Origin of the sequence: Halorubrum sp. PV6 (genome assembly GCF_003990725.2) — an archaeon.
Lineage (GTDB): Archaea > Halobacteriota > Halobacteria > Halobacteriales > Haloferacaceae > Halorubrum.
In genome coordinates, this window is the sequence record NZ_CP030064.1 from 698,137 (window position 1) to 713,943 (window position 15,807).

The 15,807-nt window shown below is 68.3% G+C and carries 12 protein-coding genes; 9 read left to right on the top strand and 3 right to left on the bottom strand.

Annotation, left to right across the window (positions count from 1 at the left end; all coding sequences use genetic code 11):
- The 4 genes from nuoL (at window position 1) to DOS48_RS17275 (ending at window position 5,471) form a co-directional block, all read left to right on the top strand.
- On the top strand, window positions 1-2,043 hold the full coding sequence (gene nuoL, locus DOS48_RS17260) for an NADH-quinone oxidoreductase subunit L (protein ID WP_127116931.1): 2,043 nt from the start codon (window positions 1-3) through the stop codon (window positions 2,041-2,043).
- Window positions 2,040-3,572, top strand: a complete 1,533-nt coding sequence (locus DOS48_RS17265) for a NuoM family protein (RefSeq protein ID WP_127116932.1) — start codon at window positions 2,040-2,042, stop codon at window positions 3,570-3,572. The genes nuoL and DOS48_RS17265 overlap by 4 nt, the downstream gene beginning before the upstream one ends.
- On the top strand, window positions 3,565-5,055 hold the full coding sequence (locus DOS48_RS17270; RefSeq protein WP_127116933.1) for an NADH-quinone oxidoreductase subunit N: 1,491 nt from the start codon (window positions 3,565-3,567) through the stop codon (window positions 5,053-5,055). The genes DOS48_RS17265 and DOS48_RS17270 overlap by 8 nt, the downstream gene beginning before the upstream one ends.
- An 86-nt stretch (window positions 5,056-5,141) precedes the next feature.
- Window positions 5,142-5,471, top strand: a complete 330-nt coding sequence (locus DOS48_RS17275) for a hypothetical protein (RefSeq protein ID WP_127116934.1) — start codon at window positions 5,142-5,144, stop codon at window positions 5,469-5,471.
- A gap of 12 nt (window positions 5,472-5,483) precedes the next feature.
- On the opposite strand, the gene DOS48_RS17280 is transcribed toward DOS48_RS17275, so the two are convergent.
- From DOS48_RS17280 to DOS48_RS17290, 3 genes are all read right to left on the bottom strand, one after another.
- Entirely contained in the window at window positions 5,484-5,711 is a 228-nt protein-coding gene (locus DOS48_RS17280; protein WP_127116935.1) for a Gar1/Naf1 family protein, read from the bottom strand.
- A gap of 2 nt (window positions 5,712-5,713) precedes the next feature.
- Window positions 5,714-5,992, bottom strand: coding sequence for a signal recognition particle subunit SRP19 (gene srp19, locus DOS48_RS17285; RefSeq protein WP_127116936.1), 279 nt, complete (start codon window positions 5,990-5,992; stop codon window positions 5,714-5,716).
- Window positions 5,993-6,067: 75 nt separating this feature from the next.
- The gene (locus DOS48_RS17290; RefSeq protein WP_394353602.1) at window positions 6,068-7,960 is read right to left on the bottom strand and encodes an ATP-binding protein; all 1,893 of its coding nucleotides are present in this window, start codon (window positions 7,958-7,960) and stop codon (window positions 6,068-6,070) included.
- A 159-nt stretch (window positions 7,961-8,119) separates the two neighbouring features.
- On the opposite strand from DOS48_RS17290, the gene alaS reads away from it, so the two are divergent.
- The 5 genes from alaS to citZ all read left to right on the top strand — a co-directional run bounded on the left by alaS (window position 8,120) and on the right by citZ (window position 15,787).
- Window positions 8,120-10,900, top strand: coding sequence for an alanine--tRNA ligase (gene alaS, locus DOS48_RS17295; protein WP_127116938.1), 2,781 nt, complete (start codon window positions 8,120-8,122; stop codon window positions 10,898-10,900).
- Window positions 10,901-10,920: 20 nt separating this feature from the next.
- On the top strand, window positions 10,921-11,727 hold the full coding sequence (locus DOS48_RS17300; RefSeq protein WP_127116939.1) for an alpha/beta fold hydrolase: 807 nt from the start codon (window positions 10,921-10,923) through the stop codon (window positions 11,725-11,727).
- Window positions 11,728-11,821: 94 nt separating this feature from the next.
- Window positions 11,822-12,535 (top strand): type 1 glutamine amidotransferase, encoded by a 714-nt coding sequence (locus DOS48_RS17305; protein ID WP_127116940.1) that lies wholly within the window; start codon window positions 11,822-11,824, stop codon window positions 12,533-12,535.
- A 52-nt stretch (window positions 12,536-12,587) separates the two neighbouring features.
- On the top strand, window positions 12,588-14,468 hold the full coding sequence (locus DOS48_RS17310; protein ID WP_127116941.1) for a PINc/VapC family ATPase: 1,881 nt from the start codon (window positions 12,588-12,590) through the stop codon (window positions 14,466-14,468).
- Window positions 14,469-14,638: 170 nt separating this feature from the next.
- Entirely contained in the window at window positions 14,639-15,787 is a 1,149-nt protein-coding gene (gene citZ / locus DOS48_RS17315) for a citrate synthase (RefSeq protein ID WP_127116942.1), read from the top strand.
- Window positions 15,788-15,807: the final 20 nt, after the last annotated feature.

Below are 15,807 nucleotides of genomic sequence, written 5' to 3' on the forward strand. Positions count from 1 at the left end.
ATGATTGATGTGTTTTCGTACGTTCCGGCGATCGTTCTCCTCCCGTTCTTCTCGTTCCTCGTCGCTCTCAGCGTCGGGAAGTACCTCCCGAAAGGCGGCGCGTTCGGCGGTATCGCGGCGACGGCAGGCTCGTTCCTGCTCTCGCTGTGGGTACTCGCGTCCGTCGCGGGCGGGGAGGCGGCGAACCGCACGCTCTACACGTGGGCAAGCGGCGGCGGGATCGGCCCGACGGACGTGGAGCTGTCCTTCGGCATCCTGATCGACCCGCTGTCGGCGCTCATGCTCGTCATCGTTACGCTCGTGGCGATGCTCGTCCACGTGTTCTCGCTCGGTTACATGAACGACGAGGGCGAGACCGGGCTCCCCCGGTACTACGCCGGACTCGGCCTGTTCACGGCGTCGATGCTCGGCTTCGTCGTCGCCGACAACCTGCTGATGGCGTTCATGTTCTTCGAGCTGGTCGGACTCTGTTCGTACCTGCTCATCGGGTTCCACTTCCGCGAGCCCGGCCCGCCGTCGGCGGCGAAGAAGGCGTTCCTCGTCACCCGCTTCGGTGACTACTTCTTCCTTATCGGCGTCGTCGCCGTCCTCGCGACGTTCGGGACGGCGCAGTTCGGCGGTCCGGAATCGTTCCCGGCGCTCGCCGAGGCGGCGCTCGCCGGTGAGGGATCGCTCGCATGGACTCCCGGCGGCGTCGGCGTCCAAACGTGGTTCACCGTCGTCGGGCTCCTCGTGTTGGGCGGTGTCGTCGGGAAGTCCGCACAGTTCCCGCTTCACACCTGGCTCCCCGACGCGATGGAGGGCCCGACGCCCGTCTCCGCGCTCATCCACGCCGCGACGATGGTTGCGGCCGGCGTCTACCTCGTCGCGCGGATGTACGGGTTCTACGCCCTCACGCCGACGACGCTCGCGGTAATCGCCTTCATCGGCGGCTTTACCGCGCTGTTCGCGGCGACGATGGGGCTCGTGAAAGACGAACTGAAGCAGGTGCTCGCGTACTCGACCATCTCGCAGTACGGCTACATGATGCTCGCGCTCGGCTCGGGCGGGTACGTGGCCGCGGTCTTCCACCTGACCACGCACGCCTTCTTCAAGGCACTGCTGTTCCTCGGTGCCGGTGCGGTGATCATCGCCATGCACCACAACGAGAACATGTGGGACATGGGCGGGCTCAAATCGAAGATGCCCGTCACCTACTACACCTTCCTCGCCGGGTCGCTCGCGCTCGCCGGCATCTTCCCGTTCGCCGGCTTCTGGTCGAAAGACGAGATCCTCTACGAGGCGCTCGTTCACGCGCCCGGCGAACCGCTGCTGTTCGGCGGCTACCTGATGGGGCTGCTCGCGGTGCCCGTCACGGCCTTCTACACCTTCCGGATGGTGTTCTTGACCTTCCACGGTGAGGCCCGGAGCGACACCGCACGCGACCCCGAACCCGTTCGCTGGAACGTGAAGGGGCCGCTGACGGTCCTCGGGTCGCTCGCGGTCGTGACCGGATTCATCAACATGGTGCCGGTCCAGAAGGTCCTGGGACTCGAGGGGATCGACTTCCTCCACCTGTGGCTCGACAACGAGTGGGGCGGGATCGAGGGACTCTCCTCGCACCACTACGGAGACATCGGGCCGTACAGCAGCCAGTACCTCGTCGGCGGCGAGGTCGGCACGGTGCTCGCCGGCGCGGCCGTCTCGCTCGGCCTGGCGCTGGCCGGCCTCGGCGTCGCCTGGCGGCTCTACAACGTTCCGTCGCCGACGGAACACACGGCGAAGCTCGGCGGGATCAAAGACGTGCTGTACAACAACTACTACTTAGACGAACTGCAGGTATGGCTCGCGTATCGAACTGAGGACGTGGCCGGCGGCGCAAACACCTTCGACCAAGGCATCATCGACGGCGTCGTCAACGGCGTCTCGTCGGTGAGCCTCTTCGGAGGGAGTCGCGTCCGGCGGCTCCAGAACGGCGTGGTGTCGCAGTACGCCATGCTGCTTACGCTGGGGCTCGTCGCGCTCATCCTTGTCCTCGGCCTGACCGAAGGAGGGTTCCTATGATACTTGAAGCGCTCATCGGCGTGACGTTCGTCGCCGCGCTCCTCGTGCTCTTGGCCCCGGACGCGTGGGCCGGCCGGCTGGCGTTCGTGTTAAGTTTGCTCCCGTTCGCCGGGTCGCTGTACCTCTGGTCCGGCTTCGACGCCGCCGGCAACGCACTCAAGGGCGGCGACATCGCGTACGCGACGCAGGTCGAGTGGCTGGAAGTCGGCGGACGGACCGTGTCGTGGTTCGTCGGGCTGGACGGGATCAGCCTCCCGCTCGTCGTCCTCACGACCTTCCTCGTCCCGCTCGCAATCGTCAGCGCGTGGACGCCGATCGACGCCCGGCAGAGTCAGTTCTACGGGCTCATGTTGTTCATGGAGGCGAATCTGCTCGGCGTGTTCACCGCGCTGGACTTCTTCCTGTGGTTCGTCTTCTGGGAGGCCGTCCTCGTCCCGATGTACTTCCTCATCGGCGTCTGGGGCGGTCCGCGCCGGAAGTACGCCGCGATCAAGTTCTTCGTGTACACGAACGCGGCGTCGCTGCTGATGTTCATCGGGTTCATGTCGCTGACCTTTGCGCTCGGCGACTCCGTGAGCTCGTTCGCGCTGCCGGAGATCACGGGGGCCATCGCCAACGGCGGACTCGGTGAGTTCTTCGGCATCGCCGGCGGACAGATCGCGCTGTTCGCGTTCCTCGCGATGTTCCTCGGGTTCGCGGTGAAGGTCCCGATCGTGCCGTTCCACACGTGGCTCCCGGACGCCCACGTCGAGGCGCCGACACCGGTGTCGGTGCTCCTGGCGGGCGTCCTCCTGAAGATGGGGACGTACGCGCTGCTCCGGTTCAACTTCACGATGCTCCCCGAGCAGGCGTCCGCGCTCGCGGTGCCGATCGCGGCCATCGCCGTCATCAGCGTCATCTACGGCGCAATGTTGGCGCTGGCACAGAAAGACCTCAAGCGCATCGTCGCGTACTCGTCCGTCTCCTCGATGGGCTACGTCATCCTCGGCCTGATCGTGTTCACCGAGTACGGCGTCGGCGGCGCGACCTTCCAGATGGTCGCACACGGCCTCATCTCGGGGCTGATGTTCATGGCCGTCGGCGTCATCTACAACGCGACGCACACCCGGATGGTCGGCGACATGTCCGGCATGGCCGACCGGATGCCCATCGCCGTGGGCATCCTCGTCGCCGGGGCGTTCGGCTACATGGGACTCCCGCTGATGGCCGGCTTCGCCGGGGAGTTCTTCATCTTCGTCGGCTCCTTCGCCGCGCCGACGCTGCCGTACGCGCCGGTGTTCACGGCACTCGCGATGTTCGGTATCGTCATCGTCGCCGGCTACCTGCTGTCGGCGATGCAGAGCACGCTGTTCGGACCCTTCGAGATCGAAACGGACTACGACATCGGTCCCGCGCCGTTCCACGACGTCGCCCCGCTCGCGGTGCTTCTGGTGGCGATCATCGTGCTCGGCGTCGCGCCCGACATCTTCTTCGAGATGATCCGTGATGCTGCCGTCCCCGTGGTCGAGGGGGTGACCGTCGATGGATAGCACGCTACCGAACCTGGTCGCGCTGCTCCCCGTCCTCCTGCTCGCGTTCACGGGGCTCGCGCTGCTGCTCGTCGACACGATCAGTCCCGACGCGCGGTCGAACACCTCGATGGCGATCGTCGGCGCCGTCGGATCGCTGGCCGCGCTCGCGGCGAGCGTCTGGCTGGTCGTCGCCGGCAGCGGCGAGCCGATCACGCTGCTCGCCGAGGCGATCAAAGTCGACACGATGGCGCTGTTTTTCACCGCCATCTTCGCCTCCGTGACGGCGCTCGTCGTCGTCGCGGCCCACGACTACTTCCACGACCACCCGAGCCCGGCGGCGTTCTACTCGCTCGTCGTGTTCGCGGCGACCGGGATGGCGCTGCTCGCGGCCGCGAACTCCCTCGCGGTCGTCTTCGTCGCCTTAGAGATGGTGTCGCTGCCGTCGTACGTCCTCGTCGCCTACCTCAAGGAGAACCGCGGGAGCGTCGAGGCGGGGATGAAGTACTTCCTCGTCGGCGCGCTCTCGTCGGCGATATTCCTGTTCGGCATCTCGCTCGTGTACGCGGCGACAGGGTCGCTCCTGTTCGCCGACGTCGCTGAAGGGATCGGCTCGCTCGACGGTCTCGCCGGCGTCGCCGGCATCGGCATCGTGATGATCGTCGGCGGGGTCGCGTTCAAGACCGCCTCCGTGCCGTTCCACTTCTGGGCGCCGGAGGCGTACGAAGGCGCGCCCGCACCGGTGAGCGCGTTCCTCTCGTCCGCCTCGAAGGCGGCCGGGTTCGTGGTCGCGTTCCGCCTCTTCACCGAGGCGTTCCCGGTGGGCGCAGCGCCCGCCATCGACTGGGTGCTCGCGTTCGGGATCTTAGCGGCCGTGACGATGACGCTCGGTAACTTCGCGGCGGCGGTCCAAGAGGAGGTCAAGCGGATGCTCGCGTACTCCTCGATCGGGCACGCGGGCTACGTGCTCATCGGCGTCGCGGCCCTCTCGCAGGGCTCCGGCGGGAACGGTGCCGTGATGGGCGCCGCGATGGCGCACCTGCTCGTCTACGGCTTTATGAACACCGGCGCGTTCCTCTTCGTCGCGATGGCGGAGCGGTGGGGTGTCGGCCGGACCTTCGAGGACTACGCCGGGCTCGCCAAGCGCGCGCCCGTCGCCTCCACGGCGATGGCCGTGTTCATGTTCTCGCTCGCCGGCCTGCCACCCTTCGCCGGGTTCTTCTCGAAGTACTTCCTGTTCATGGGCGCCATCGACAACGGCTTCCTGTGGCTGGCGGCCGTCGGCGCCGTCAACAGCGTCATCTCGCTGTACTACTACAGTCGGGTCGTGAAGGCGCTGTTCATCGACGATCCGGCGTCGTCGAGCGCGCTCGACGCGATCGACGTGCGGCCGACCGGCCTGTACGCGGCGGTCGTCTTCGCCGCGGTCGCGACGGTGCTGCTCCTGCCCGGCTTCGGCCCGGTCATCGAGACCGCCGAGGCCGCCGCGTCGGCGCTGTTCTGACGCGCCGGCTCCGTTTTTCGCCGTTTTATACGGGCCTTCGGTACCGCTATCCGCAGGTATTAGCGCGTTCGGTCCCACCATTCGGTATGAGTCGAACTCGGACGTACCGCTGTCTGAACTGTCTCGAACACACCGTGAGCCGCGAGTTCGACACCTCGCACCTCTCGGTGACGTGCCCGAACTGCGACTCGTTCGAGCGGTTCGTCAACGAGGCGGTGTACCAACGGTTTCAGTCGTTCGAGGAGTCGCCGCCGCCGGAGTTCGAGTGGAACCGCCTCGACAAAATGGAGAAGCTCGTCGTCGCAGAGCGGCTCGTCCGCTCGACGAAGACGCTCGCCGACTTCGAAATCGTCGACAGTGGCGCGCCGGACGAGGGCGCCGACGGCGAGCCGGGCGAGTCGCCCGCGCTCAAATAGCGCCGAGCAGCGTTACCGGGCGTACAGTTTGCCGCCGACGAGCGCCGCGAGGTCGTCGTCGTTCGGCGTCACCGCCACGTACGGCCGCTCGACGGGACCAAACACGTCGACGACGCGGCCGACCGTCGCCAGCGACTCGTCGACGACGGACGACCCGATGCGCGGCGGCTCTGTCTCCGAGGCCGTGCGCGCGATGGCGAGGCCGCCGGCGGTGCGGACGACGGTGCCGACGCGGCGCATCGTCACTCTCGGATGACGCCGAGGTAGGCCCCGACCGCCTGCACGAGGTCGTTTTTCGCGGTGTCTTCGGTTCCCCGAACGACCACCGCGCCGCGGGGCTCGAACTCCCGCGAGTAGGCTTTCTCGCGTTCGATCACCGCGTCGTACCCAACCTGCTGGACCGCCTTCGCGATCTCGTCGACGGTCGGCTCCTCGATCGCGAGGTCCATCGGAACGCGACGCCCCGCGGACCGCGACAGATCGGCGTCGAAGTACGCTGGATAGACGACGTTCTCGACCATATATCAGAGACGCGAGCGCGTGTCGTAAGGTCGTTTCGGACCGACTCGGAGCCGCGATTGCAGTCCTCGATTCGGTTACGATGTTCTGAACTCGAAGCGCGCGCCGCCAGACTCGCCGGCCACCGCGTGAACCTCCCACCCGTGGGCCTCGGCGATGCGCTCGCTGATCGCGAGCCCGAGCCCGGTCCCCTCCTCGTTGGTCGTGAACCCGCTCTCGAACACGCGGTGCGCCTCTTCCGGGAGCCCACAGCCGTCGTCTTCGACGAAGAACCCCTCGCCGTCGCCGTCCGCAGTCTCGGAGCCGAGGCCGCCGATGCGCACCGTGAGGCGGTCGCCCGCACACTCCTCTGTGGGAGACTCGGGCTCATCGCCCGCCGGCTGCCCGTGTTCGACGCTGTTCCGAAACATGTTCTCTAACAGCTCACGGGTCCGGGCCGGGTCCGCGGTGAGCGCCACGTCGTTCGCGACGACCAAGTCGGCGCGGGGGGTGTCGACGCTCTGCCAGGCCTCTCGACCGACCGCCGCGAGCGAGACCGATTCCGTGTCGCTGACCGACTGGCCCTGCCTGGCCAGCGAGAGCAGGTCGCCGACGAGCTCGTCTATCCGACCCAACGCCTCGCCGGCCGTCGCGAGATGGGCCGTCTCCCCGGTTTCGCTCGCAAGGTCGACGTACCCTTCGGCGACAGACAGCGGGTTCCGGAGGTCGTGTGAGACGATGCTCGCGAACTCGTCGAGCCGCTCGTTTTGCTCCCTGAGTTTCGCTTCGCGCTCGCGTTGCTCCGTGACGTCGGTATAAATGGCGTACCCCGAGCCGTTGTCCTCGTCGAGCCGGACCGGGACCACGTGAACGATGAAGTGGCGGGCGCCGTCGGCCGTTTTTCGGGCCGCTTCGCACCGAACGCTCTCGCCGCGCTGGAGCCGGGTGTTGATCTCGGCGACCTCTTGGACCGCCGTCGTCTCGTCGGGGATGACGTAGTCGTCTATCGACTCGCCGACGACGGTCTCCGCGTCGTAGCCGAACGTCGCCTCGAAGGCCTCGTTGACGCGGTAGACGACCGGCTCGCCGTCGACGTAATCGTAGGCGACGGCCGGGTCGGGGATGTTCGAGAACAGCGCGAGCAAGTGCTCGTGTTCCGTCCGGAGGGCCTCGTCGACGCGGATCCGGTCGAGGGTCTCCTCGACGTGCGACGCGAGCAGCGCCGCGAGTCGCCGGTCGCCCGCGTCGAACCCGTCCTCGTCGGTCGCGAGCTGGAACACGGTGTCGCTGCCGACCGGAATCGAGAGGACCGAGTCGTAGGGGCTCTCGTCGCTCGACCGGGACTCGATCACCGGTTCGCCGTCCTCGATGGCGGCGCCGGCCGAGCCGCGGCCGACGCGGACCCGCTCGCAGTCTTCGACCGCGACCTCGGCCGACGCCGCGCTCGGTTCGACCCACTCCTCGTCGCGCACGCCGACGACGCAGTGGTATCGAGGGAACACCTCGCTTGCGACGTCGATGGCCGTTTGGTGGGCCTCCTCGGTCGACCGCACCGACGCGAGCCGCGTCATCTCGGCGTTCAACTGCTCGATCCGTGACGGCGTCCGCGCCGGTTCGTCGTGTCTCCGGTCGGCGTCGCCTCTGGCGGCGAGCCAGCGGACCGTCGCGTCCAACTCGGCGCGGGTGGTCGCGACTGCGTCGACGAGCGGGTCGGTGGCCGTCGCCCCGGTGGGGTCGTCGACGAGCGCGACCACTCGGCACGCTCGGCTCTGCCCCCTGACGGAGTCGAGTCCCTCCGCGTCGACCACGACGACGACGTCCGCCCTCCCGACGTCCGTGTCGCCGTCGCCGGGAGAACGCGAGGGCGAAACGTCGGCGGCGGCCGCGGCAGTGGCCTCGGCGGACGGTATCGCGCCGGCCACGTCGCTCGCCGTCTCCGCGTCCCCGGCGAGAACGAGAACGGACGGCCGCGCTTCGGACTCAGACTCCACGATACATTTGATAACTGTTCGCATGCGCATAAATTTTCCTCAACGACCGTGCCACCTCGATATCGGTCGCGCGGGCGAAGAACCGTCGTACTGAGCGCGGAAACCGGGTCGCGCGGTACCCCGGAACCCTTTTGGATGAACACGGGCCACGTTTCAGTAATGAGCGATCTCGAAGCGGAGTACCGCCTTGACTACTTCGAAGAGGAGGGGTTCGAGCGCAAGGAGTGCCCCGACTGCGGCGCGCACTTCTGGACCCGCGACGCCGACCGCGAACTGTGCGGCGAGCCGCCCTGTGCGGACTACAGCTTCATCGACGATCCGGGCTTTCCCGAGCCGCACTCGCTGACCGAGATGCGAGAGGCGTTCCTCTCCTTTTTCGAGGATCACGACCACGAGCGGATCGAGCCGTACCCGGTCGCCGCGAACCGCTGGCGCGACGACGTCCTTCTGACACAGGCGTCGATCTACGACTTCCAACCGCTCGTCACCTCTGGACAGACGCCGCCGCCTGCGAACCCCCTTACCATCTCCCAGCCCTGTATCCGGATGCAGGACATCGACAACGTGGGGAAGACGGGCCGGCACACGATGGCGTTCGAGATGATGGCCCACCACGCGTTCAACACGCGCGAGGAGGTCGACGAGGACGAGTACGCCTACCACGGCGAGGTGTACTGGAAAGACGAGACCGTCGAGTACTGTGACGAACTGTTCGAGAGTCTCGGCGCCGACCTCGAAGAGATCACGTACATCGAAGACCCGTGGGTCGGCGGCGGCAACGCCGGACCGGCCATCGAAGTCATTTATAAAGGCGCCGAGCTGGCAACGCTCGTCTTCATGTGCATGGAGCGGGACCCCGACGGCGACTACGAGATGAAAGACGGGAACACGTACTCGTTCATGGACACGTACATCGTCGACACCGGGTACGGGCTCGAACGGTGGACGTGGATGAGCCAGGGGACGGCGACGGTGTACGAGGCCGTCTACCCCGACGCGATCGACTTCTTAAAAGAGAACGCGGGGATCGAACACACCGAGACCGAACGCACGATCGTTCACCGCGCCGCGAAGCTCTCCGGACGGCTCGACATCGACGACGTCGACGACGTAGAGGCCGCCCGCGGCGACATCGCCGACCGGCTCGACGTCGACGTCGACCGGCTCCGCGAACTCGTCGAGCCGCTCGAATCGATCTACGCCATCGCCGACCACTCGCGAACGCTCGCGTACATGTTCGGCGACGGCATCGTCCCCTCGAACGTCGGAACGGGCTACCTCGCGCGGATGGTGCTGCGACGCACGAAGCGGCTCGTCGACGAGGCGGGCGTCGACGCCCCGCTCGACGAACTGGTCGACATGCAGGCCGAACGGCTCGGCTACGAGAACCGCGACACGATCCGCGAGATCGTCCGCACCGAAGAGCGGAAATACCGCAAGACGCTCGAACGCGGCTCCCGCAAGGTGGAGTCGCTCGCGGACGAGTACGCCGGCACCGGCGAACCGATCCCCACGGAGGCGCTCTTAGAGCTGTACGACTCCCACGGGATCCAGCCGGACATGGTCGCCGACATCGCGGCCGAGCGCGGCGCGACCGTCGACGTGCCGGACGACTTCTACGCGCTCGTCGCCGACCGACACGAAGAGGAGGACGGCGACGAGACCGTGGCCGACCGCGACGACCGGGTCGCGGACCTCCCCGACACGGAGAAACTGTTCTACGAGAACCAGGGCCGAACCGAGTTCGAGGCCGTCGTCCTCGACGTGTTCGAGCGCGAGGAGGGGTACGACGTCGTCTTAGACCAGACGATGTTCTACCCCGAAGGGGGCGGCCAGCCGGCGGACAGGGGACAGCTCGCGGCCGGCGAGACGGTCGTGGACGTGGTCGACGTACAGGAGCGCGACGGCGTCGTCTTACACCGGACCGACGCCGACCCCGGAAAAGGCGAGTTCGTGCGCGGACAGCTCGACGGCGACCGCCGCGACCGACTGCGCGCGCACCACACGGCGACCCACCTGATCGGGCACGCGGCCCGAGAGGTCCTCGGCGAGCACGTCCGGCAGGCGGGTGCACAGAAGGGGATCGACTCCTCGCGGCTCGACGTCCGCCACTTCGATCGGATCAGCCGCGACCAGGTCAAAGAGATCGAACGCGTCGCCAACGACCTCGTCCGCGACAACGTCCCGGTGCGACAGGAGTGGCCCGACCGGAACGCGGCCGAGGCCGAACACGGCTTCGACCTGTACCAGGGCGGCGTCCCGCCGGGAACGAACATCCGACTGATCCACGTCGGCGACGCCGACGTGCAGGCCTGCGCCGGCACCCACGTCGACCGCACCGGCGACATCGGCGCGATAAAGGTCTTAAAAACCGAGCCGGTCCAGGACGGCGTCGAGCGGATCGTGTTCGCCGCCGGCGGCGCGGCCGTCGAGGCGACACAGCGCACCGAGGACGCGCTGTACGACGCCGCGGAGGCGCTCGACGTCGACCCGCTCGACGTGCCGGAGACCGCGGAGCGGTTCTTCGAGGAGTGGAAGGCGCGGGGCAAGGAGGTCGAGTCGCTGAAAGAGGAGCTCGCGGCCGCGCGGGCCTCCGGCGGCGCCGACGCCGAGGAGGTCGACTTGGGCGACGCCACGGCCGTGATCCAGCGGCTCGACGGCGACGCCGACGAACTGCGCGCGACGGCCAACGCCCACGTCGACGACGGGAAGGTGGCGGTCGTCGGCAGCGGCGCCGACGGCTCCGCGTCCTTCGTCGTCGGCGTCCCCGACGGCGTGGACGTGAACGCCGGACAGGTGGTCTCCGAACTCGCCGGCCGCGTCGGCGGCGGCGGCGGCGGGCCGCCGGACTTCGCGCAGGGGGGCGGCCCCGACGCCGAGGCGCTCGACGACGCGCTCGCGTCGGCCCCGGACGTGCTTCGCAGCCTCCAGGAGGCGTAACGAACCCGACTCCCCCTTTCATGCCACACGCGAACAACGCCGGCGTCGAGATCCGGTACGAGGTCGACGCCCCCAACGCCGGCCCCGACGACGAGGCGGTGGTCTTCTGTGGCGACGTGGGGCTCGGCGCCTGGCAGTTCGGCTGGCAACACGCCGCGATCGCCGGCCCGCACACGGTCGTGACGCCCGAGACGCGCGGGGTCGGGCGTTCGGACGCCCCGCCGGGGCCGTACACCGTCGAGGAGCTGGCGAGCGACGTGGACGCGGTGTGTGCCGCGGAGGGGCTCCGAAACGCGCACCTCGTCGGGTACGGGCTCGGCGGGATGGTCGCGCTCGCGTACGCGCTCGCCTCGTCGCGCCCGGCGAGTCTCACCGTCGTCGGCACACCGCCCGCGGGCGACGCGTACAACCCCGACGGCGTGTGGGCCGACCCGGCGACGCCGGCGGCCGTCGAGCGGTCGCTGAACGGCCTGCTCTCGGCGTCGTTTCGCAAGGGCCATCCGGACGTGCTCGCTCGGATCGCCGACTGGCGGGTCGGCGAGGACGCCGGCCGCGAGACCTTCGAGGCACACCGCGCCGCGGTCGAGGGGTTCGACCGCTCCGACACCCTGTACGAGCTCACGACCCCGACGCTCGTCGTCCACGGGACCGAAGACGCGGTCTGTCCGAAGTCGGCCGCTGAGGGGCTCGCGGACGGGCTCCCGCGGGGGGAGCTCCATCCGGTCCCCGGCGCGCGCCACCTCGCCGGCGTGGAGGCGTCCGCCGCGGTCAACGACGCCCTCGTCGGCTGGCTCGCGGAACACGCCACGGACCCGTTCTCGGGGTGAGGGGGTCGCGGTCGGCGGCGCCGCTGCGTCATCCCCTCGTTCACGCGGCTCGCCGTCGCAACCGTTTTTGCGCCGTCACGCCTCTCACCGAGCAATGACACGGCTCCGGTTCGCACTGTTGAACGCCGCCCACGACGACGCGAACACCCGGCGGAACTTCCGCCGGGAGATCGACGCCGACCTCGTCGAGTTCTCGGCCACCGACGGGCACCTCCCCGACCACACCCGGTTCGACGGCGTGGTCGTCACCGGGTCGCGCTCCTCTGTCTACTGGGACGAGGCGTGGATCCCGGCGCTCGTCGACTACGTCGCCGAGGCCGCGGACGCCGGCCTCCCGATCCTCGGCGTCTGTTACGGCCACCAGGTGCTCGCCGAGGCGCTCGGCGGTCGCGTCGCCGGGATGGACGGTTTCGAGATCGGATACAACACGGTGCGCCACCGCGGCGACGATCTGTTTGCGGGGATAGACGAGTCGTTCACCGTCTTCACGACGCACGGCGACACCGTCGTCGAACTCCCCCCGACCGCGACGCCGCTCGCGGAGAACGACCACGGCCTGCACGCGTTCCGCGACGGGCACTGCTGGGGCGTACAGTTCCACCCGGAGTACGACCTCCAGACGGCACGCGAGGTCGCGGAGGGCAAACGCGAGAAACTCGGCGACGCTCGCGTCGACGCGGTGTTGGCGGACGCCACGCCCGAGGCGCACGACGCCGCCTGCGAGGCGAAGTCGCTGTTCGACAACTTCACCGAGTACGCCCGTCGGCTGAAGGCCGACCGGGAGCCGTCCGCGGCGGCCGGGGACTGACGCGGTCGCTCGGGTCGAACACGCTTATACGCTTCCCGACCGATTCCTGCGTATGAACGTAGTACCGGACACCAGTGCGGTCGTGGACGGCCGCGTGTCCGAACGCGTCGAGGACGGGACCTACGCGGCGGCGACGGTGCTGGTCCCGGAGGCCGTCGTCGGCGAACTGGAGTCGCAGGCCAACGACGGCCTCGAGTCGGGGTGGGACGGCCTGAGCGAACTGAAACGCCTCGCCGACTACTCGGACGAGGGGACGATCGAACTGGTGTACGTCGGCGAGCGGGCCGACGGCGACGCGCGCTCGAACGCCCACGAGGGCGACGTGGACGCGCTCATCCGGGAGGTCGCCGACGACCGCGACGCGACGCTCCTCTCCAGCGACATCGTGCAGGCGGAGGTCGCCCGCGCGAAGGGTATCGACGTGGAGTACGTCGAGCCGGTCGCCCGCGGCGTCGTCGACGAACTGCCGATACAGGAGTTTTTCACCGAGGAGACGATGTCGGTCCACCTCAAGACGGGGACGAAGCCGAAGGCCAAACGCGGCGCCTTAGGCGAGATGCGGTACGTCGAGATCGACGACGCGGAGACCGACGAGACGCAGATGCGCGAGTGGGCCAACGCCATCGTCGACCTGGCCCGCCAGTCCAACGAGGGCTTCATCGAACTGTCGAACGACGGGATGGACATCGTCCAGTTCCGGAACTACCGGATCGCGGTCGCGCGGCCGCCGTTCGCCGACGGGATCGAGATCACCGCGGTGCGGCCCATCGCGAAGACGACGCTCGACGACTACGAGTTCGCCGACGAACTTCGCGATCGGTTCACCGAGCGGAAGCGCGGCGTGCTCATCTCCGGCTCACCGGGCGCCGGGAAGTCGACGTTCGCGCAGGCGGTCGCGGAGTTCCTTTCGGATAGCGACTATGCGGTGAAGACGATGGAGAAGCCGCGGGACCTCCAAGTCGGTCCGGAGATCACTCAGTACGGTGCGCTCGGCGGCGAGATGGAGAACACGGCAGACTCCCTCCTCCTGGTCCGGCCCGACTACACAATCTACGACGAGGTCCGGAAGACGAACGACTTCGAGGTGTTCTCGGACATGCGGATGGCCGGCGTCGGGATGGTCGGCGTCGTCCACGCCTCCCGCGCCATCGACGCGCTCCAGCGCCTCGTCGGTCGGGTCGAACTCGGGATGATCCCCCAGATCGTCGACACCGTGGTCTACATCGAGGCCGGCGAGGTTCACACCGTCTACGACGTGACCACCGAGGTGAAGGTGCCCGCGGGGCTCACCGCCGAGGACCTCGCGCGCCCCGTCATCCAGGTGTCGAACTTCGAGACGGGCCGGCCGGAGTACGAGATTTACACGTTCAACCGGCAGGTCGTCACGGTGCCCCTCAACGACGAGGACGAGGCCGACACGGAGACCGGCGTCGGTCGGATCGCGAAACAGGAGATCGAACGCGAGATCAAGTCGGTCGCACACGGGCGCGTCGACGTCGAACTCAAAGGGAACGACGAGGCCGTAGTGTACGTCTCCGAGGGCGACATCGGCACCGTCATCGGCAAGGGCGGCGGCCGCATCAGCGACATCGAAAACCGGCTCGGGATCGAAATCGACGTCCGCACGCACGACGAGCAGCCGGGCGGCGGGTCCGGCCGCGAGACGAACGGACACGCCGGCGGGCAGGGCGGGCAGGTCGGCGAGGAGCGCGGCACCGTCGTGACGCCCGAGATCACCGCCAGACACGTCGTCATCGGCGTCGACGCCGGCGTCGGCGAGACCGTGGAGGTGCGCGCCGACGGCGAGTACCTCTTTACGGCCACCGTCGGCCGCGGCGGCGAAGTGCAGGTGTCTCGCGGCTCCGCCATCGCCGAGGAGTTAGAGGACGCCATCGACCGCAAACGGACCGTGACGGTCGTCCCGGCTCGCTGATCGTCGCTTTTTGCGCCCTGTCAGCGCGTCGCACTCGAATTTGCGCCGACCGACGCGCCGAAAACCGACGGACGGCGGCAGCGTCGTTCGACGCGACGCCGCTCGACGATCGTCGTGCGTATTCCTCCTGAAAGATAACGCTTTTTTGGCGCTGGTCGGAAGGTGACTGCATGTCAGACGAGTTAAAGCGCGGGCTCGAAGGCGTCCTCGTCGCGGAGTCGGAACTGAGCTACGTCGACGGCGCCGTCGGCAAGCTCGTATACCGTGGATACGACATCGAGGACCTCGCCCGCGAGGCGAGCTACGAGGAGGTGCTGTACCTCCTGTGGCACGGCTCGCTGCCGACGCGCGACGAACTCGACGCGTTCTCGGCCGACCTCGCGGCCGAACGCGACGTCGACGACGACGTTCTCGCGACCGTTCAGACGCTGGCCGACGCGGGCGAGCGCCCGATGGCCGCGCTGCGAACCGCGGTCTCCATGCTCTCGGCGTACGAGCCGGAACCGGACGCGGACCCGGAGGATCTCGACGCGACGCGCCGACAGGGACGCCGGATCACGGCGAAGGTTCCGACGGTTCTCGCGGCCTTCGAGCGCGCCCGGCAGGGCGAAGCGCCGGTCGCTCCCGACCCGGACCTCTCGCACGCCGCGAACTTCCTGTATATGCTCACCGGGACCGAGCCGGACGACGTGAGCGCCGAGACGTTCGACATGGCGCTGACGCTCCACGCCGACCACGGGCTCAACGCCTCGACGTTCACCGCGATGGTCATCGGCTCGACGATGGCCGACGTGTACTCGGCCGTCACCGGCGGTATCGGCGCGCTCTCCGGCTCCCTTCACGGCGGCGCGAACCAGGACGTCATGGAGGTGCTCCACGAGGTCGACGCCTCGGACAAAGGTCCCGTCGAGTGGGTCACGGACGCCCGCGACGCGGGGCGGCGCATCCCCGGCTTCGGCCACCGCGTTTATAAGGTGAAAGACCCCCGCGCGAAGATTCTCGAAGAGAAGCTCCGCGACCTCTCCGAGTCGTCCGGCGACACGAAGTGGCTCAAGTACACCTCGGCGATCGAGTCGTACCTCACGGATCAGGGGCTCTTAGAGAAGGGCATCGCGCCGAACGTCGACTTCTACTCCGGCTCCGTCTACGACTCGCTCGGGATTCCGGTCGACATGTACACCCCCATCTTCGCGATGAGCCGCGCCGGGGGCTGGATCGCCCACGTCGTCGAGTACCAGAGCGAAAACCGCCTCATCCGTCCGCGAGCGCGCTACACCGGCGCCGAGGACGCGACGATCACGCCGATCGACGAGCGGTAAGGGTCCCGCGGGCCGCAACC